We start from the raw sequence: 18,609 nt of genomic DNA, 5'->3' as shown, positions 1-18,609 counted from the left end.
GCGCCAGACTATAGCCAGTTCAGGCGAAAAGCCAATTTAGCCCATGCCGGGCGCGTCTACAGTCAGTGAAGATCTCGTCCAGACATGGCTAATGAAACGAACGTCCCACACGTAAAACCGACCACACTCGATGGCTGGGTGAAGCTGCTCGACAGCGTTCGCCTGCCGGTGCCGCAAGACGCCCATGACCGGGTCTGCCGGGCGATTCGCGATGACCGCAGCTCGTTGCGCGACATCGCCGACCTGATGCAGGACAGTCCGGCGCTGGCCCTGAGCATCATCCGCGAAGCCAACCGCCACACCCACGGCAACATGACCGCGCCTGCGGAAAACCTCGAAGTGGCGATCAATCGTCTCGGCCTTGGCCGTACCGAAGAACTGCTCGCTCGCCTGCCCGCCGAACCTGCCGCACAGATCCCCCAGGCCCTGCGCCAGTTGCAGATGATCAGCCAGCACGCCACGCAACAGGCCAACGGTTTTTTCGCCAGCCGTCTCGCGCGCCTGTGGCAGGACATTCATTGGGGCAGCCTGCTGTTTCTGTCGCCGCTGTGGCCGCTGGCGCTGACCTTTCCCAAATTGCTTGAAGAGTGGGAAGTGCGGGTTATCCACAAGGGCGAATCAGCGCGAGTCGTGGAAAAGCAGCTATTCGGTGTGCGCCTGCTGAAAATCGGCGAAGCGCTGGTCGAAGCCTGGCGTCTGCCGATCTGGGTCCAGCAAGGTTATCGCCTGCTGCTGACCGAGCAGCGCGAACTGGTCAAAGTCCTGCGCATTGCCCGCGACGTCGATCATCCGCTGCGCCAGCAAAACCGCCTCGACGACGACCCGACCCTGCGCCGCTGGCTCAACCAGCCGGCCAACACCGTGCTGCTGGCCAACGGTCTGGCGCTCTCGGCGCAACAGGCCTGGGACAGTCCGCACAGTGAGCGCTGGCAATTCCTGACCAGCCTCTACCTGCAAATCTCGATGGACGAGGTGCAACAGCAGCTGCACCAACAGGCCGCCGTCAGCGCTCGCCATCATTCCATGCCGGACCTGTGGCACCCGGCGGTTTCGCTGCTGTGGCCGTGGGGCACCCGTCGCCTGCCCGCCGGAATGCTCCCGGCTGCGGCGCCTTCCGCTGAAGACCTGACCCAGTGGCGCCGGCAATGCGCCGAGTTGCTGGCTGTGCCAAGCCGCTTCACCAATGCCATGAGCCTGACCGTCGCCGCCCGCGATGCGCTGGTCGCCAGCGGTATGCGCCGGGTGATGATCCTGATGGCCGACCGCAGCCACGCCAATCTGCGCGTCCATCAAACCTCGGGATTGCCGAAGGAAGCCGCTGCGCTCAATTTCGTCGTCAGCCAGAGTTCGGTGCTGCAACGCTTGCTCGCGCAGCAGGCGCAAGTGCGGATCACCCCGGACAACAACGCCCAGTTTTCCGCCCTGCTGCCACCCTCGCTGCGCACGCTGTTTCGTGGCGAACATCTATTCCTGCGCTCGCTGGTGAACAACGGCCGGGTGATCATGATCGTGGTCGCCGACCAGGGCGGCGGGCCGTTCGCCGACATCACTGTGCAGGCCTTCGGCAAAACCGCGCAGTGCATCGAGAAAGCCCTGCACAGTTTTAGCCAGCGCGGCCAATGACAGCTACAATCCTTCCCCTTTGTGCTCTGGAGACCTCACATGTCTGATTTCTCTGGCCTGGCCCTGGTGATCGAGCCGAGCGACCTGCTGCCGCGCCTCGAATCCCGCGATCTGATTCTGGTGGATCTGACCAGTGCCGCCCGCTACGCCGAGGGACATATTCCCGGCGCACGTTTTGTTGATCCGAAACGCACCCAGCTGGGTCAGGCGCCGGCTCCGGGCCTGTTGCCGAGCAAGGAAAAACTCGAAGAACTGTTCGGTGAGCTGGGCCATCGCAAAGACGCGGTCTACGTGGTCTATGACGACGAAGGCGGTGGCTGGGCCGGGCGCTTCATCTGGCTGCTCGACGTGATCGGCCATGACAAATACCACTACCTCGACGGCGGTCTGCCGGCGTGGCTGGCGGAAGGCTCGCCGATGTCGATCCAGATTCCTCCGGCGGCGGGCGGCCCGGTTGCCCTGACGCTGCACGAGGAACCGACCGCCACCCGCGAATACCTGCAAAGCCGTCTCGGCGCTGCTGACCTGGCCATCTGGGACGCTCGCGGACCGCTGGAATATTCCGGCGAGAAAGTCCTGGCGGCCAAGGGCGGGCACATCCCCGGCGCGGTCAATTTCGAATGGACGGCGGGCATGGATCAGGCGCGTCAGCTGCGCATCCGTACCGACATGCCGCAGATCCTCGAAAACCTCGGGATCACCAAAGACAAAGAAATCATTACCCACTGCCAGACCCATCACCGGTCCGGTTTCACTTATCTGGTGGCCAAGGCCCTCGGTTATCCGCGGGTCAAGGGCTACGCCGGTTCCTGGGGCGAATGGGGCAACCACCCCGACACCCCCGTCGAGCTTTAAGGATTTTTAAGGACAGTCATGAAAGAGCGTTTGTTTATCATCAGCCAATACCTGCTGCCTCATCACCTGCTGTCGCGCCTGGCCGGCTGCGTCGCCGAGTGCCGCGTGCGCTGGTTCAAGAATGCCTTCACCACCTGGTTCGCCAAGCGTTATCAGGTGGACATGTCGCAGGCACTGGTTGAAGACGTCACCGCTTACGAGCACTTCAACGCCTTCTTCACCCGCGCCCTGAAAGACGGCGCACGCCCGCTGGATCAGACCCCGGGCGCGATCCTCAGCCCGGCCGACGGTGCGATCAGCCAGCTCGGCCCGATCGAACACGGTCGCATCTTCCAGGCCAAGGGCCACAGCTTCAGCGTGCTGGAACTGCTGGGTGGCGACGCGGCCAATGCGGCGCCGTTCATGGGCGGTGAATTCGCGACTGTTTACCTGTCGCCAAAGGACTACCACCGCGTGCACATGCCGCTGGCCGGCACCCTGCGCGAAATGGTCTACATCCCGGGCCGGATCTTCTCGGTCAACCAGACCACCGCGGAAAACGTTCCGGAGCTGTTTGCCCGCAACGAGCGTGTAGCGTGCATCTTCGACACCGAGCGCGGGCCGATGGCCGTGGTGCTGGTGGGCGCGATGATCGTGGCATCGATCGAAACCGTGTGGGCCGGTCTGGTCACACCAACGAAGCGCGAACTGAAAACCTTCCGCTACGACGAAGCCGCCCGTGCGCCGATTCATCTGGAAAAAGGTGCGGAACTGGGTCGCTTCAAGCTGGGTTCGACCGCGATCGTGCTGTTCGGGCCGGATCAGGTGAAATGGGTTGAAGAATTGAAAGCCGGCTCGCCGGTACAGATGGGTCAGACCCTGGCACAGTCGAACGCCTGAACCTGTTGATCCGCCCTTTCGCACGTCTGCGAAGGGGCGGACACGACCTGAGTGGCGCCGTTACTCTATCTGCCCACGGAAGCCGATCGGCCCTTCGTTGGCGTAGGTATTGGTGCCGCTGAGGTTTTTCCCTCCGTCACTGGACGTGACGCTCAACGCGATAACGTTCTGGTTATCCCGCCCGCCGATCACCCACTTGCCACCTGGATGCCAGGGGGCATCGTTGCCACCCCACTGGTTTTCAACGTTGTACTGGTTCTGGCCAGTGCGCTGAGCCTTGAAGCCAATAGGGCCTTCGCCGGCGTAGGTCATGGTGCCGGTGAAGCTTTTGCCACCGTCGCCGGACTTGATCTCGATCGCGACGACGTTCTGGTTGTCCCGCGCGCCCAACACCCAGGTTCCACCCGGATGCCAAGGTGCCGAACTACCGCCCCATTGATTTGCCACTGCGTATTTAGACATGAACCTCATCTCCTTGAAGTTTTTCAGAGACCTGCCCGACGTTGCGGCAAGCCGTGCAACCGTGCGTTTCCGATCGCACGCCTGAGAGCCTAGTAGCGCCTGCCGAAATGGCACCAGGCCAGCAGACCAGCGGTAAAAAAGCCTGACAATCGCCTGCGAAACAGAGCATAACTGCTAGAGTTTTTGGCATTGCCCTATTCGCCGCCGGAGCTGGTCACGGCATGAGTGAGCCACGATCCCAACCAAAACTGAGCGCCCCGACACCCACGCAGTTGCGCCTGTCGTTCTGTGAAGCCACCCCGCGCGACCTCAAGCGCTGGATCGCCGGCCTGCCCAAGGCCAACATCGGCGAAACCGCGCGCCTGCTGTATCAAGGCCTCGGCGAACTCAATCAACTGCTGACCCCCAGCGACAATCGCCTGCATCTGCTGGAGCTTCTGCGGCCTGAGGTTTATTTCGTCTGCCAGCATCTGGAACGGCACTTTCTGCATCAGGCAATCATGCTCGATGAGCGCTCACGCAAGATCAGCAACCTGTGCCAGGCCCTGCAAAGTCAGCTGGCCATCGGTTACAAACAGATCATTGGGCGGATCGCGCCCAAGTATTCCCGGGATCGCGCAGCGCTGGTGAGCGAAGCGCTGCAACGGGCGACTCATGCGCTGAAAGGGCAACTGGTTCGCGCCACGCAGCTGTACAGCGCCGCACCGGAACAGCTGTGGTTCGAACTGCATCAATTGTTTCGCTGTGCCTGCGAGCTGCAACTGCAACATCGCCGGGTGCGCGACGACCTCGCCAGTCTGACCGCAGAGCTGAGCGTCGAGCAGACCTACCTCGCCGCCCTGTTGCTGGGCAGCGCCCGCTGCAATCAGTTGCGCCAGAATCAGATCGCGCGCCTGGCCCAAGTAGTGGAACCGTGGAGCGCGTGGCTTAAACTGCAGCCCGCCAATCCGGGCGCGGGCTTGTTCGCTGTCTCGGCAGACATCGACGCCGGCCCGCGTTACCGCTCGCAGTTTCGCAGCGAGCAACAGGCAGGGTTGCTCGGTTTTGATCCGCAACCGCTGGTGAATGCCATCGAGGCGCACCTTCAGCATCAGGACACAACGACGCCGCTGCCCGTGCCGGCCGGCCTGACCCTCGACACCCTGCAACACCTGCACGCGACCTGGGGCGAAGCCGCCGAGCGCAGCTTCCAGCGCACCGTCGGCCAGGGCAACCTGACCGTGTGCGTCGGCATGAGCGCCCTGCACTTCTACCTCGGCGGCGAACGCACCTTCAGCGAACTGCTCAAGCACCCCGGCGCCCGTGCGGCGAATTTCAGCCGCGCGGTGGTTCAGGGCGAAAAGGACAGCTGGAGCCAGGCGTTCGATGCCGCACCACAGAGCACGTCCGATGAATTGTTGCCCTACGAGGAAATCCGCTACGAACCGCTGATCGACGATGAAGGCGACGCCGACAGTCCGCCGCATTACCCGACCTATGCCTTGCCGGTGATCAACCACAGCCCCGGCGGTTATTGCCTTGCTTGGCCAAAGGACGTACCGGCCGAATTGCAGGCTGGGGAAATGGTCGGGATTCAGGACAGCCTCAACCAGGGCTGGAGCATTGCCGTGGTGCGCTGGATCCGCCAGGTGCGCGGCGCCGGCACGCAAATGGGCATCGAACTGGTGGCGCCCCATGCCCGGCCGTGCGGGTTGCAACTGGTGCGTTCGCGGGATGATCACAGCCAGTATCTGCGCGGTTTGCTGTTGCCGGAGATCAGTGCGATCGATTTGCCGGCGACATTACTCGCGCCACGGCTGCCGTTTCAGGAAGGCAATAAAGTGCTGATCAACACCCAGGGCGAAGAGCACCGCGCCGGGCTGGATCGGCGGGTGGCCAGCACTCACAGTTTCAATCAGTTTGCCTATCGCTCGCTGGAGGCGGCCAGGAATGGCGGGAGCGAGGAGGATTTCGACTCGTTGTGGAAGTCCCTTTGAGTGGAGTCTGATAATCCGGGGCGCCCCCTTCGCGAGCAAGCCCGCTCCCACATTTGAAATGCATTCCAATGTGGGAGCGGGCTTGCTCGCGAAGGGGGCAGCTCAGGCGGCAGAGCTTTCAGAGCTGCCCGTCGCGATCCCGGAAGCCCAGCAGGTACAGCACGCCATCCAGACCGAGGGTCGAGATCGCCTGCTTCGCCGACTGCTTGACCAGCGGCTTGGCGCGGAACGCCACGCCCAGACCGGCAATCGCCAGCATCGGCAGGTCATTGGCGCCGTCGCCCACGGCGATGGTCTGCTCCAGACGCAAACCTTCTTTTTCAGCCAACTGCTTCAGCAGATCGGCCTTGCGCTGGGCATCGACGATCGGCTCGATCGCCACGCCGGTGCACTTGCCGTCGACCACTTCCAGTTCGTTGGCGAACACGTAGTCGATGCCGAGTTTGGCCTGCAACTGTTTGGCGAAGTAGGTGAAGCCGCCCGACAGGATCGCGGTCTTGTAGCCCAGACGCTTGAGTTCGGCGAACAGGGTTTCGGCACCCTCGGTCAGACGCAGGGAGGCGCCGATCGAGTCGAGCACGCTGACATCCAGCCCCTTGAGCAGCGCCAGACGCTCTTTGAAGCTGGCGCGAAAATCCAGCTCGCCGGCCATTGCCCGCTCGGTGATTTCCGAAACCTGATCGCCGACGCCGGCGGCTTTCGCCAGCTCGTCGATGACTTCGGCTTCGATCAGGGTCGAGTCCATGTCGAACACCGCCAGACGACGGTTGCGACGGAACAGCGAATCTTCCTGGAAGGCGATGTCGACGTTCAGTTCCTGAGCCACGCTGAGGAACTCGGCGCGCAGCGCCTGCGGGTCGGCCGCTTCGCCACGCACGGAGAACTCGATGCAGCCCTTACCCTTGTCAGCCGGGGTGTCCAGCGGCATGCGACCCGACAGACGGTCGATATGGTCGATGTTCAGGCCGTATTTGGCGGTGATCGAGCTCACGGCCTGCAACTGGCCGGCGGTGACCTTGCGGGTCAGCAGGGTAACGATGTGGCGTTTCTTGCCCTGATTGCCCACCCATTGCTGGTAATCCTCTTCGGACACCGGGGTGAAGCGCACCTGCTGGTCGAGCTCATAGCCCTTGAACAGGATGTCCTTGAGCACCGACTTGCCTTGCTCGGAGTCGGGGATTTCCACGAGGATGCCGAACGACAGCATGTCGTGGATCACCGCCTGACCGATGTCGAGGATATTCACACCACCCTGGGCCAGAACACCGGTAATGGCCGCTGTCAGACCCGGACGGTCGACTCCCGTGATGTTAATCAGGACGATTTCGCGCAACGCGCACCCCCGCAACTGGAAAAAAAACCGCATTCTACCCACTTTCAGTGACCATCGGGCACCGCCAGCGCTTTGCCGGTCTAGGGCCTGTCGCTATACTGCGCGTCAACTTCACGGACAAAAGAGCCGAGCTCAGTGAACCGGCCCACGCCAGTTAAAACCGATAACTTCTTCCTGCTGATCTTCCGTGCACTGCGCCACCGCCGTGTACCGATTGCATTGCGCATTGCCAGCCATAACGTGATCCTGGTCGCCCTGGCCCTGGTGATCTATGCCTGCGTGATGGGCCTGCAGTTCAAGCAGGCCATGCACGAGCAGGCCGATGCGCTGGGCGAAAGCCTGACCACGCAGACCGCCACCTCCGCCACCGAGCTGCTGGTGTCCAACGACATCCTCAGCCTCAACGTGCTGCTCAACAACCTGACCAAGAACAAGCTGGTGGCCCACGCCGCCATCTACAGCGTGGACAACCGCATCCTCGCCGAGTCCGGTCAGCGGCCCAAGCACGGCCTGCTCGGCGAAGCCGAGGGCATGTACGAGAGCAAGATCACCTTCCAGGACGTGACCGCCGGGCAACTGCGCATCAGCCTGGACATGGATCAGTTCCAGCAGCCGATGACCATCAGCCTGCAAAGCATGGGCATCCTGAGTGCGATCCTGCTGGCACTGTCCCTGGCCCTGAGCCTGCGTCTGGGCCGGCACATTTCCACGCCGCTGCTGCAATTGCGTGTGTGGCTGCGCCGGATCGACGAATACACGCCGGGGATCGAGCGTCAGGACGAGATCGGTGATCTTGCCCGCCAGTTGCACGCCAACTATGCCCCGGAGCCGGCTGAACCGGAGCCCGAGCCGGAACCCGAGTTCGAGGACGACGAGCCGGAATTCGAAGTGCGCAACCTGCGTGATCCGAGTTTCGACGAGAGCCGCCCGATGGCCGCGCAGAAGCCTGCGCCACGCCATGTGGTCAGCACCGTTGAAGACGACGATGACGAAGACCCGTTCGCCGATCTGCGTGACGAGTCGCTGGACGAAGCAGCGCAACCGGCAGTGCGCCGACCGACCCCAAGCGTGCCGCAACATACGGCGGTGCTGGCGGTGCAACTGGGTTCGCAGGAACAACTTCGCCGTTTGCCGCGCGCACGTCTGGAAGAGTTGCAGGATCGCTATCGCGACTGCCTGGAACAGGCCGCGTCGCTGTATCAGGGCGAAATCGAAACCCTGAACGACGGCAGTACGCTGATGCTGTTCCACACCGAAGACAGCGGCGACGATTACCTGACCAACGCCATCTGCTGCGGCGAGCTGCTGCGGGCGCTGGGCCACCAGTTGCAGATCGAAGTCGCCGACAGCGGCATCACCCTGCAATTGCAGCTGGGCCTGACCCTCGGCGATGAGCTGTTTGGTCTGAGCCAGATCGACTTGTTGCTGACCGACTCCGCCCAGGACGCCCTGGCCCTGTCGCAACACAGCCGCAACCTGCTGCTGGTGGAACGCAAGATCGGTGACGACGCGCTGATCCGCCAGCGTGCACGAATCCGGCCGATTGCCAGCCCTGAGGGGGCTTGCTGTGTGGAGCGGTTGATGGAGCCTTATCCGTCGATGCTTGAGCGGCAGCTGGCGCGGATGCATGAGCGTCGGGCTTAAGCCTTAGACCAGTTACAACGAAGCCCGCAGACGAGTGATTGCCTGCGGGCTTTTTTGTGCGTGGCGTTTTCATGATCGCGCCTGGCCTTGAGAGCCCCCTCACCCTAGCCCTCTCCCATAGGGAGAGGGGACCGATCGGGGGATGCTCGGGATCTACGCCGACCTGAGCGTGCTGTGCCGAATCCATAATCGTAATACCGCACTGCGCAAAATCCATTATCGCCAAGATCTTTCAGGTCGATGTATGACGCCAGACACCTCGGTCGGCTCCCTCTCCCTCCGGGAGAGGGCTGGGGTGAGGGAGCTTTTGATCTTCTACCCAGAATCCCAGACACAACAAAGCCCGCACAAGGCGGGCTCTGTTCTGACTCGATCCAGTCCTAGAAGCGGAACACTTCCATATCCGTACGAATCGGCGAAGCCATCGGTATCTTCGGCTGCTTTTCGGCTTCCGCCGCCGGTGCTGCCGGTTTCGGTGCCGGTTTGCGCGGCGCCTCGGCGACCGGTGGCTGATTGGCCAACGGCTTGAGCGCTACCGACAGCTGCTCCGCCAGACGCTGCAACAACACGCCTTGCGCCTGCACCTGCGCGGCGGTAGTGCCGGCATGCTGTTCCTGCAGATGGACGATGCGGTTGTCGCGCACCTGACCACGGCGGTCGATCAGACGCCATTGCGCGTCGAGGATCGCCGGTTGCGACTGACCCGAGTCCAGACGCGTAATGGTCAACAGCACCTGCACGTCAGGGGTGAAGCCCACGGTGGCCGGCGCCAGCACGACGCGCTGACTGTCCAGATGCCCGGCGACCTGACGCAACAGCAACTGATCGATGTCCGAAGACAGGCTGCCGGCCCAGCGGCCATCGACCGAGGCTTGCAGGCTGCCGTCCGGTTGACGCTGCAACAGGGTTTCACGTTGCAGGTAATCGGCAACGATCACAGGGCCCAGCAAAACTGCCATGCCTGAGCTTTGCGCAGGCTGAGCCGGACTTCCGCTGTCCAGCTGATACAGCGACACCGGCTGGTGAACGCTGCAACCCGCCAGGCCAAGAACGCCGGCGAGCAGGAAAATAAGGGGGCGCAGAGAAGTCATCATCCCGTCCAGGTGGCCGCCACAAGGCTGACCACAGTGAAAATACTCAATAAATATGAAGAACGCTCGGCCACGCCGGCGCTTGGAAAGGCCATATCATCCGTGAATATGCGTTCCGACTCCAGCGCCAAAGCGCCGATCTACGGGTTAAATCGTAGATACGGCGCTCTAGGACGCCTAATTGAGGTTTTCGACGAGCAGCGCATCCACCCTCTGGAAGCCACGTGGCAGTTTGTTACCACGGCGACCACGTTCACCTTTGTAGTGTTCGAGGTCGTCGGCTTTCAGCGACAAGGTACGTTTTCCGGCCTGCAGCACCAAGGTGGCGCCTTCCGGAAGAACGGCGATGTCCGTGACATATTCTTCGCGACTGGCCACACGTTCACCGGAAATACCGATGATCTTGTTGCCTTTGCCCTTCCCTAATTGTGGCAGATCGCTGATCTTGAAGATCAGCAGGCGACCCTCGGTCGTCACCGAGGCCAGCCAGTTGTGCTCGCGGTCGGCGACCGGACGCGGCGCGATCACCTTGGCGTTGTTCGGCAGGCTCAACAGGGCCTTGCCGGCCTTGTTCTTGGCTTGCAGGTCTTCGCCTTTCACCACAAAACCGTAGCCGGCATCGGAGGCGATCACGTACAGCGAGTCCTCTTCAGGCATCAGCACGCATTCGAACGTGGCGCCCGGCGGCGGCGTCAGGCGACCGGTCAACGGCTCGCCCTGGCCCCGTGCCGATGGCAGGGTGTGGGTGGCCAGCGAATAACTGCGACCCGTGGAGTCGATGACCACAGCGGACTGGTTCGAACGCCCCGCCGCCGAGGTCTTGAAGCCGTCGCCAGCCTTGTACGACAGGCCGGTCGCATCGATCTCGTGGCCCTTGGCCGAACGGATCCAGCCTTTTTCCGACAGCACAACAGTCACTTTCTCGTTCGGCAGCAGATCGTGCTCGGTCAGCGCCTTGGCTTCAGCGCGCTCGACGATTGGCGACCGACGGTCATCGCCGTAGGTTTCAGCATCTTTCAGCAGCTCGCTGCGAACCAGCTTCTTCAGCTTGGCTTCGCTGCTCAACAGGGCTTGCAGCTTGGCTTGTTCCTTGAGCAGTTCGTCCTGCTCGTCGCGCAGCTTCATCTCTTCCAGTCGCGCCAACTGACGCAGACGGGTGTCGAGGATGTAGTCAGCCTGGATTTCGCTGAGGTCAAAACGCTCGATCAGCCTGGCTTTCGGATGCTCCTCGGTACGGATGATGTGGATCACTTCATCCAGGTTGAGGTAAGCGATCAACAAACCGTCCAACAGGTGCAGGCGACGCTCGACCTTGTCGAGGCGGAATTGCAGGCGGCGACGCACGGTCAGCACGCGGAATTCCAGCCACTCCACCAGCAACGCACGGAGGTTTTTCAGCTGCGGCTTGCCGTCCAGACCGATGATGTTGACGTTGACCCGGTAGGTCGACTCCAGCTCGGTGCTGGCGAACAGGTGCTGCATCAGCGCTTCGTGATCGACGCGGCTGTTGACCGGGATGATCACGATGCGGCACGGGTTTTCGTGGTCGGATTCGTCGCGAAGATCGGCGATCTGCGGCGCTTTCGACGGTTTGGCCTGCATCAGCGCGGCGATCTGCTCCAGCACCTTGGCCCCGGAGACCTGGTGGGGAAGCGCGGTAACGATGATGTCGCCGTCCTCGACGTGGTACACGGCGCGCATGCGCACCGAGCCCTTGCCGGTTTCGTACATTTTCAGCAGGTCGGCGCGCGGGGTGATGATTTCCGCTTCGGTCGGGTAGTCCGGGCCCTGGATGTGCTCGCAGAGCTGTTCGACCGTGGCTTTCGGCTCGTCGAGCAGGCGCACGCACGCAGTGGCAACTTCGCGCAGGTTGTGCGGCGGCACGTCGGTGGCCATGCCCACGGCAATACCGGTGGTGCCGTTAAGCAGGATGTTCGGCAAACGTGCCGGCAACACCAGCGGTTCCTGCAGGGTGCCGTCGAAGTTCGGGCCCCAGTCCGCGGTGCCCTGGCCCAGTTCGCTGAGCAGCACTTCGGAATAACGCGACAGCCGCGCTTCGGTGTAACGCATGGCGGCGAAGGACTTGGGATCATCCGGCGCACCCCAGTTACCCTGGCCGTCCACCAGCGTGTAGCGATAGCTGAACGGCTGGGCCATCAGCACCATCGCCTCGTAGCACGCCGAGTCGCCGTGCGGGTGGAACTTGCCGAGCACGTCGCCGACGGTACGCGCCGACTTCTTGTGCTTGGAATCGGCATCCAGCCCCAGCTCGCTCATGGCGTAGACGATACGCCGCTGTACCGGTTTCAGACCGTCGCCGATATGCGGCAGGGCACGGTCCATGATCACGTACATGGAGTAGTTGAGGTAGGCATTTTCGGTGAAGTCAGCCAGCGACCGGCGTTCTACGCCATCTAAGCTGTCTGCAAGGTTGTCGCTCATGCGGGCCTCATCGGTTCGTTGTCTGGCGCAGCAGCATGGTGCCGCCGCGCTGAGTAAATTCAAGTTTGTTCAGGGCGCTCATGCCGAGCAGCACCTGATCGCCATGCAACCCCGGCGCCACCAGTGCGCGGACGTCCCGCAGCACGATGTCGCCCAGTTGCAGGCGGTCGATACGGGTGCGATAGCCCTGGCTCAGGCCATTGGCCGTGCTCAGGGTCACACCGAAACCTTCTTCCAGCCGGAGGTTTTTCGCCACCTCGGCCGGGATTGCCACGTCGGTCGCGCCGGTGTCGAGCATGAACTCCACCGGCCGACCGTTGATCAGGCCGCTGGCGACAAAATGTCCCTGGGCGTTGCCGATCAGTTTCACTTCGATAAAACCATTGCCCTGCTGCGAAGCCACTTCCACATTGGGATTGCGCTGGCGTTCTTCCCACTGGCCGAAAAACCGCGTGGCCAGAAACAGCGCCGCGCACCACGCCAGAATCATCAGCACCCGACCGGTGCGTTTGCCCGGTGGTTGCTGGCTCATGGCTTGGCGCTCCAGCCACCCTCAGGCGCGGCGAAACGCCAGATGATCGGGCGAACCTCGCCATCGGCGCGCGGGCCAAAATTGTTGTCGACGCCGATCCATGCACCTTGAGCATCGACCACCAGTGCCTCTTCCAGCCCGAAGTTCTGCTCGTAACGACGATTGGCCTGCAACAGCTCGGCCGCATATGACCAGCAGAGCTCGACCTTGGCCGTCTGCGCATCGCGTCGACAGATCTGGTACGCGTTGCGCTCAAGGGTAAACAGCTTGCCGTTGAACAGGGAGATATCGGAAAAATCCCGATTGACCGGACGGGCTTTCGGGAACTGTGGCGGCTGCATTTCCATCCCGCCTTCGCTGAGCAGCACGCAGCGACCGTCACAATCCCACACTGTCTGCTGGCGCTTGATCAGCAACAAGCCACGGCTTTGCCGCTCGGCAGCCAGCCACATCTGATCGCCCGCCGGGTTGATCGCCAGGCCTTCGAATATCGCGTTGAATTGCAGCAGCATCCCGCTGGCCCGCGCCTCGCGAACCATCATCGGCGAGATTTTCAGCCACGACGACGGCCCCTGCGGCGGCACTTGCAGCACGGCCGCGTGAGCTTCGCTGACGATGTAGCGGTTGCCGGCGCTGTCGCAGCTGATGCCTTCGAAATCCAGATCGCCGCCCCGAATGAACGACGCCGCCCAGGTGCGCGAACTGATGCCCCACGGCAAGCCGCTGTCCGGCACTTTCGGCGGATCGATGCGCACGGCCGTGGCCTGCCAGACCCGGTCGCGGATATCGAGACGGTAGATCTGATCATCGTCGCGGTCCGAAACCGTCCACAGGTCATTGCCGCACAAGGCCAGCCCCGACAGGTTGCCGCCGCGCATGCCTTCGACCGGGTGTTCGGCGAGCACGCGCAGCTCTTGCACAGGCTCTGCCGACACCGTCATCGAACCCAGCAGCAACGCACCCGCCAAGGCCCAGCCAAACCGCATCAGGCCAGAACCTCGGCGAGGTTGCCCTTGGATTCAAGCCAGGTCTTGCGGTCGCCGGCGCGTTTCTTCGCCAGCAGCATGTCCATCATTTCCGAGGTCTCGGCGAAGTCGTCCCCGAGGGTCAACTGCACCAGACGGCGGGTGTTCGGGTCCATGGTGGTTTCACGCAGCTGCGGCGGGTTCATTTCACCCAGACCTTTGAATCGGGTGACCTGCGGCTTGCCGCGTTTCTTCTCGGCCACCAGACGGTCAAGGATCCCGTCGCGCTCGGCGTCGTCCAGGGCGTAGAAAATCTCTTTGCCCAGGTCGATGCGGTACAGCGGCGGCATCGCCACGTAGACGTGACCGGCATCCACCAGCGGGCGGAAATGCTGGACGAACAAGGCGCACAACAATGTTGCGATGTGCAGACCGTCGGAGTCGGCGTCGGCGAGGATGCAGATCTTGCCGTAGCGCAGCTGGCTCATGTCCTCGGCGCCCGGATCGACACCGATGGCCACGGCAATGTTGTGCACCTCCTGACTGGCCAGCACTTCGCTGCCGTCGACTTCCCAGGTGTTGAGGATCTTGCCGCGCAACGGCAGGATCGCCTGGAATTCCTTGTCCCGCGCCTGCTTGGCAGAACCGCCGGCGGAATCACCTTCCACCAGGAACAGCTCGGAACGCATCGGATCCTGCCCGGCGCAATCGGCCAGCTTGCCCGGCAATGCCGGCCCCTGGGTGATGCGTTTGCGCTCGACCTTTTTGCTCGCTTTCAGGCGACGGCCGGCGTTGCTTATTGCCAGTTCGGCCAGCGCCAGACCGGTTTCAGGATTGGCGTTGAGCCACAGGCTGAACGCGTCCTTGACCACACCGGAAACGAAAGCCGCCGCTTCACGGGACGACAGACGTTCTTTGGTCTGGCCGGAGAATTGCGGCTCCTGCATCTTCATCGACAGGACGAAAGCAATGCGCTCCCAAACGTCTTCCGGCGCCAGCTTCACGCCACGCGGCAGCAGACTGCGGAATTCGCAGAACTCGCGCATCGCATCGAGCAGGCCCTGACGCAGACCGTTGACGTGGGTGCCGCCCTGCTCCGTCGGGATCAGGTTGACGTAGCTTTCAGTGACCGAAGTGCCGCCCTCCGGCAGCCACAACAGGGCCCACTCGACCGCTTCCTTGGTGCCGGCCAGGTTGCCGCAGAACGGCGCGTCCGGCAGGCGCTCGAATTCGCTCACCGCGTCTACCAGGTAGGAGCGCAGGCCATCTTCGTAATGCCACTCGACCTTTTCGCCGGTGCCTTTGTCTTCGAAGCTGATCAACAGCCCCGGGCACAGAACGGCTTTGGCCTTGAGTACGTGCTTGAGGCGGCTGATGGAGAATTTCGGCGAATCGAAGTACTTCGGATCCGGCGCGAAATACACGCTGGTCCCGGTATTGCGCTTGCCGACGGTGCCGATCACTTGCAGATCGGTGGCCTTGAAGCCGTCGGCGAAGGTCATTTCGTATTCGTTGCCGTCACGTTTGACCCGCACCCGTACCTGGGTCGACAAGGCGTTGACCACCGAAATACCCACCCCGTGCAGACCGCCGGAGAACTGGTAGTTCTTGTTGGAAAACTTGCCGCCCGCATGGAGCTTGGTGAGGATCAGTTCGACGCCCGAAACGCCCTCTTCCGGGTGGATGTCGACCGGCATGCCACGGCCGTCGTCGCAGACTTCCAGCGAGTGATCGGCGTGGAGGATGACCTGGATCGATTTGGCGTGGCCGGCCAGGGCTTCGTCGACGCTGTTGTCGATGACTTCCTGGGCAAGGTGGTTCGGCCGACTGGTGTCGGTGTACATGCCGGGGCGTTTGCGCACCGGGTCGAGGCCCGAGAGGACTTCGATGGCGTCGGCGTTATAGGAGCTAGCGCTGGGAGTGGCCATAGGGTCTCGTCGTCAGTGATTCAATGAAAATGGGGCAAGACTTCACAGTGCGGTGAAATCGATTGCCTGATAGGTATCGGCGCCAATCCCGGCAAAGCTGAGCAATGCCGGCAATTGTGTAACAAATCCTTGGAAACTGTGATCGCCGCCGGCCTGGATGCGCAAGGCACAGGCCCGGTAATACTGCTGGGCAAGGCGATAATCCAGCGTTTCATCCCCGGTCTGCAACCATACCTGATAACGCTGCGGATCCTGCGGCGCCGGCACTTCCAGCTCGGCCAGAGCCGTCACGTGGTCGTGGGTCAGCTCCCAGGTTTCGTCGGTGTACAGGTTTTTCTGGGTGCCCAGGTATCCGTCGAACATCCGGTGCGGACTGACGGCCGGGTTGACCAGCAGGGCTTTCAGGCCATGGCGCTCGGCCAGGTGAGTCGCATAGTAGCCGCCGAGCGAGCTTCCCACCAGCAATGGCCGGCCGAGTTCGGCGATTGCCTGTTCCAGCTGACCGATGGCTTGGCGCGGGTGGTGATGCAGCGCCGGCACACGCAGTTGATCGCTCAAACCCAGCCGCTCCATTACCTCGACCAGCTGACAGGCCTTTTTCGAGGCCGGCGCACTGTTGAAACCATGGATATAGAGAATCGAACCGGACATTTGAGCTCCCTGGGCGTCGGCTGAAGATAGCGGAGTTTACAGGGAGTCTTGGTGGGTTGGGCCAGCTGTCCATTCGTTATCAAAAATAGCCTTGTTAGCTGATCAGATAACAAAGCAAAATTTGATAACAAATAAGGAACTTTCGTTGTTTATCCGTACTGATAACCTATTCTGCATCGATAACCTTGGCTGATCACCCCCGAAAAAATTGGGATCAAGCATGCAAAACAAAGTATCTGATCATCACGAAAAGAGCCTGCTGGCCGGTTTCGTTTCGGCGCTTGAGGAAGCGACCGGTGTTTCGGTCATACGCATCTGCGAGCAGGCTCAAAGCGAAGGAAGCGTGCTGGATGCCGTAGTAGAAGCCACTGCATCTGAAGAACAGTGGCATGTCCCGATCGAGATTCTGAACGAAGGCTATCCCCGCGATGTTCGAGATGCGGCGTGGACACTGGAGGGTTATCGCGCCCGGCTTCGCGCAAATGCTCATGAAAAAAACGTGATACCCATGGTTATTGCGAAACACCTGAGCAAAGGTGCCCGCGAAGAGTTGAAAGTAAGAAACATCGGTTACTACGACTCAAGCGGCTCCATGCATCTACGCCATGATCGGTGGCTGATCCACATCGAGCGCCCTTACGCAGGCAAAAAAGAGGTGGGCACCTTCTCTCTCTTCAGCCGCTCCAGAGAGAAAGTGATACACGCTCTTCTCCACCTGAAGGGAGACTGGTTCACCGGCTATCAGCTTGCTGAGGCATCTGAAACATCCGTCTACTCGGTCTCCGTTGTACTCAAGGAGCTCGAAAAACTCGAATGGCTGGTTACATCCGACGGACGCGGCCGGGACCAGCGCCGTAAACTCAGCCAACCGGGAAAGCTGCTCGACGCCTGGGCTGCCGCCCGCCAGAAATCCAAAGAAACGAAATCTCGCTGGTATCTATTCTCCTCGAGCCCTGAAAATCTCCTCACTCAAGTCTCGCTGACAGCGATGAAGTCAGGCATCCCGGACGACTGGGCAGTGACGGGGGCGACTGCTGCAAACGCACTATCACCTCTTTTGACCGGAGTCGATGTCGCCGAGATCGCAATCCCTTCGGAGTCCGTCAGCGATTTTGTGGCAGCTTTGGCACTGAAACCCGCCGAGAAAGGCTCGAACATCGTACTGATTGAGCGCAGCGGCGCAGAAATGCTGTTCCGCCAAAAGCATGAGGGAACATGGTTTGCCAGCCCCTTTATTCAATACATCGACCTGCTGAATGGTCGCGGAAGAAACAAGGAACTGGCCGCCCGGTTTCGTGCAGACATTCTAAGGATCTGATGATGGCTGTGGCCCCCAAGCCTAAAACCGCTGAAGGCTACTCCAGCGACCATACCAATGCTTGCGAGCAGGTTCTCGTCACGCTGCTGGGCGCATTCGGAACCCTTAAAGCAACGATTCGACTGGTTGGCGGCCTCGTCCCGCGTTACCTCACGCCCGAAGCGCCTCCGAACATTCCGCCACATGCAGGCACATCGGATGTAGACGTGGTCCTCAACCTTCAAGTGATCGCCGAGGGCGGAGGCTATGCATCATTGGCCCAGCAGTTGGCCGAACGGGGCTTTGAACGCTTCACGGAAGACAATGGGTGGGCATCCGCCTGGCGCTGGCAACGGCGTATTTCCGACCGGCATGTTGTACTCGTCGAGTTTCTCAGAGGCGCTATCGAGCAAAAACCGTTCTCGACGATATCCATCGATGGTGAAGAGGTTTCCGCCCTCGCTATAGAGCATGCGGAAATCACTCATGACTGGTTCGAAGAAAAACGCGTGACCGCAACGCTGCTGGATGGCAAAGGCATTGCGATTGAAGATGTCCGGTATGCGGATCTGGTAGCGTTCATCATCCTCAAGGCGCTTGCATTCGACAGCCGTGGAGAACCCAAGGACGCAGGCGATCTGATTCACGTCATGCAATACGCCGGCCCTGCGCAATACATATCCGATCAGTTCCTGATCAAGCTCCAAAGTGGCAAACATGCTGATGCTCTGGAAGCAGGCCTGGACGCTCTGCAAAGAAAATTTGCGGAAGGAAATGGTGTGGAAGGATACCTTTTGACCGGCCCGGTGCTGTATGGCCAGTTCATCTACGGCAACGATGAGGAAACTTCAGAGCAGCGCATTCGAGCCCAACGATATGCAGCCGGTCTCGTGACGCAAGTGCTTCGATTGATCCGCACCTGAGGTGAACC

15 protein-coding genes are annotated in these 18,609 nt (G+C 61.5%); 7 read left to right on the top strand and 8 right to left on the bottom strand.

Annotation, left to right across the window (positions count from 1 at the left end):
* Nucleotides 1–84 precede the first annotated feature (84 nt).
* From LOY31_RS02625 to asd, 3 genes are read left to right on the top strand one after another with little or no spacing between them, the layout of a single operon-like run.
* Nucleotides 85–1,623, top strand: coding sequence for an HDOD domain-containing protein (locus tag LOY31_RS02625; protein ID WP_258712799.1), 1,539 nt, complete (start codon nucleotides 85–87; stop codon nucleotides 1,621–1,623).
* A 39-nt stretch (nucleotides 1,624–1,662) separates the two neighbouring features.
* Nucleotides 1,663–2,478, top strand: coding sequence for a rhodanese-like domain-containing protein (locus tag LOY31_RS02620; RefSeq protein WP_064379082.1), 816 nt, complete (start codon nucleotides 1,663–1,665; stop codon nucleotides 2,476–2,478).
* Nucleotides 2,479–2,496: 18 nt separating this feature from the next.
* A complete protein-coding gene (asd, locus tag LOY31_RS02615) occupies nucleotides 2,497–3,357 on the top strand; it encodes an archaetidylserine decarboxylase (protein ID WP_258712798.1) in 861 nt (286 codons plus the stop codon).
* Between the two features lie 60 nt (nucleotides 3,358–3,417).
* On the opposite strand, the gene LOY31_RS02610 is transcribed toward asd, so the two are convergent.
* Entirely contained in the window at nucleotides 3,418–3,819 is a 402-nt protein-coding gene (locus LOY31_RS02610) for a hypothetical protein (RefSeq protein WP_011332171.1), read from the bottom strand.
* Between the two features lie 221 nt (nucleotides 3,820–4,040).
* On the opposite strand from LOY31_RS02610, the gene LOY31_RS02605 reads away from it, so the two are divergent.
* A complete protein-coding gene (locus LOY31_RS02605; protein WP_221535367.1) occupies nucleotides 4,041–5,795 on the top strand; it encodes a molecular chaperone in 1,755 nt (584 codons plus the stop codon).
* A gap of 118 nt (nucleotides 5,796–5,913) precedes the next feature.
* Here LOY31_RS02605 and serB read toward each other — a convergent pair whose 3' ends face one another.
* Complete coding sequence (gene serB, locus LOY31_RS02600) at nucleotides 5,914–7,128, bottom strand: phosphoserine phosphatase SerB (protein ID WP_007952163.1); 1,215 nt, start codon at nucleotides 7,126–7,128, stop codon at nucleotides 5,914–5,916.
* A 135-nt stretch (nucleotides 7,129–7,263) separates the two neighbouring features.
* Between serB and LOY31_RS02595 the strand changes: the two genes are divergently transcribed.
* Complete coding sequence (locus LOY31_RS02595; protein ID WP_085608487.1) at nucleotides 7,264–8,772, top strand: AhpA/YtjB family protein; 1,509 nt, start codon at nucleotides 7,264–7,266, stop codon at nucleotides 8,770–8,772.
* A 380-nt stretch (nucleotides 8,773–9,152) separates the two neighbouring features.
* On the opposite strand, the gene LOY31_RS02590 is transcribed toward LOY31_RS02595, so the two are convergent.
* The 6 genes from LOY31_RS02590 to LOY31_RS02565 all read right to left on the bottom strand — a co-directional run bounded on the left by LOY31_RS02590 (nucleotide 9,153) and on the right by LOY31_RS02565 (nucleotide 16,381).
* Nucleotides 9,153–9,863: a membrane integrity-associated transporter subunit PqiC gene (locus LOY31_RS02590; RefSeq protein WP_007952202.1), complete on the bottom strand. Its 711-nt coding sequence runs from the start codon at nucleotides 9,861–9,863 to the stop codon at nucleotides 9,153–9,155.
* Between the two features lie 177 nt (nucleotides 9,864–10,040).
* Complete coding sequence (parC, locus tag LOY31_RS02585; RefSeq protein ID WP_085608486.1) at nucleotides 10,041–12,305, bottom strand: DNA topoisomerase IV subunit A; 2,265 nt, start codon at nucleotides 12,303–12,305, stop codon at nucleotides 10,041–10,043.
* Between the two features lie 7 nt (nucleotides 12,306–12,312).
* Nucleotides 12,313–12,837: a TIGR02281 family clan AA aspartic protease gene (locus tag LOY31_RS02580; protein ID WP_085608485.1), complete on the bottom strand. Its 525-nt coding sequence runs from the start codon at nucleotides 12,835–12,837 to the stop codon at nucleotides 12,313–12,315.
* Nucleotides 12,834–13,823 (bottom strand): esterase-like activity of phytase family protein, encoded by a 990-nt coding sequence (locus LOY31_RS02575; protein WP_085608484.1) that lies wholly within the window; start codon nucleotides 13,821–13,823, stop codon nucleotides 12,834–12,836. The genes LOY31_RS02580 and LOY31_RS02575 overlap by 4 nt, the downstream gene beginning before the upstream one ends.
* Nucleotides 13,823–15,730 (bottom strand): DNA topoisomerase IV subunit B, encoded by a 1,908-nt coding sequence (gene parE / locus LOY31_RS02570; RefSeq protein WP_085608483.1) that lies wholly within the window; start codon nucleotides 15,728–15,730, stop codon nucleotides 13,823–13,825. Before parE ends, LOY31_RS02575 begins: the two co-directional genes overlap by 1 nt.
* A 42-nt stretch (nucleotides 15,731–15,772) precedes the next feature.
* Nucleotides 15,773–16,381, bottom strand: a complete 609-nt coding sequence (locus LOY31_RS02565; RefSeq protein WP_085608482.1) for a YqiA/YcfP family alpha/beta fold hydrolase — start codon at nucleotides 16,379–16,381, stop codon at nucleotides 15,773–15,775.
* 220 nt (nucleotides 16,382–16,601) lie between these two features.
* Here LOY31_RS02565 and LOY31_RS02560 point away from each other — a divergent pair, with 220 nt between their 5' ends.
* Together LOY31_RS02560 and LOY31_RS02555 are read left to right on the top strand one after the other, a co-directional pair.
* A complete protein-coding gene (locus LOY31_RS02560; RefSeq protein ID WP_085608481.1) occupies nucleotides 16,602–17,699 on the top strand; it encodes a type IV toxin-antitoxin system AbiEi family antitoxin in 1,098 nt (365 codons plus the stop codon).
* A 2-nt stretch (nucleotides 17,700–17,701) separates the two neighbouring features.
* A complete protein-coding gene (locus LOY31_RS02555) occupies nucleotides 17,702–18,601 on the top strand; it encodes a hypothetical protein (RefSeq protein WP_258712797.1) in 900 nt (299 codons plus the stop codon).
* The last annotated feature ends 8 nt before the right edge of the window (nucleotides 18,602–18,609 follow it).

Origin of the sequence: Pseudomonas sp. B21-021, assembly GCF_024749205.1 — a bacterium.
In the GTDB taxonomy this organism is placed as follows: Bacteria; Pseudomonadota; Gammaproteobacteria; order Pseudomonadales; family Pseudomonadaceae; genus Aquipseudomonas; species Aquipseudomonas paraglycinae.
This window is presented reverse-complemented; position numbering and strand designations above follow the sequence as displayed.

Bases quoted from the DNA above. Each gene is read 5' to 3' on its own strand.
- LOY31_RS02625 (WP_258712799.1), top strand. From the start codon at position 85: ATGGCTAATGAAACGAACGTCCCACACGTAAAACCGACCACACTCGAT.
- parE (WP_085608483.1), bottom strand. From the start codon at position 15,730: ATGGCCACTCCCAGCGCTAGCTCCTATAACGCCGACGCCATCGAAGTC.
- LOY31_RS02560 (WP_085608481.1), top strand. From the start codon at position 16,602: ATGCAAAACAAAGTATCTGATCATCACGAAAAGAGCCTGCTGGCCGGT.
- LOY31_RS02565 (WP_085608482.1), bottom strand. From the start codon at position 16,381: ATGTCCGGTTCGATTCTCTATATCCATGGTTTCAACAGTGCGCCGGCC.
- LOY31_RS02620 (WP_064379082.1), top strand. From the start codon at position 1,663: ATGTCTGATTTCTCTGGCCTGGCCCTGGTGATCGAGCCGAGCGACCTG.
- LOY31_RS02580 (WP_085608485.1), bottom strand. From the start codon at position 12,837: ATGAGCCAGCAACCACCGGGCAAACGCACCGGTCGGGTGCTGATGATT.
- LOY31_RS02610 (WP_011332171.1), bottom strand. From the start codon at position 3,819: ATGTCTAAATACGCAGTGGCAAATCAATGGGGCGGTAGTTCGGCACCT.
- parC (WP_085608486.1), bottom strand. From the start codon at position 12,305: ATGAGCGACAACCTTGCAGACAGCTTAGATGGCGTAGAACGCCGGTCG.
- LOY31_RS02575 (WP_085608484.1), bottom strand. From the start codon at position 13,823: ATGCGGTTTGGCTGGGCCTTGGCGGGTGCGTTGCTGCTGGGTTCGATG.
- LOY31_RS02555 (WP_258712797.1), top strand. From the start codon at position 17,702: ATGGCTGTGGCCCCCAAGCCTAAAACCGCTGAAGGCTACTCCAGCGAC.
- LOY31_RS02605 (WP_221535367.1), top strand. From the start codon at position 4,041: ATGAGTGAGCCACGATCCCAACCAAAACTGAGCGCCCCGACACCCACG.
- asd (WP_258712798.1), top strand. From the start codon at position 2,497: ATGAAAGAGCGTTTGTTTATCATCAGCCAATACCTGCTGCCTCATCAC.
- LOY31_RS02590 (WP_007952202.1), bottom strand. From the start codon at position 9,863: ATGACTTCTCTGCGCCCCCTTATTTTCCTGCTCGCCGGCGTTCTTGGC.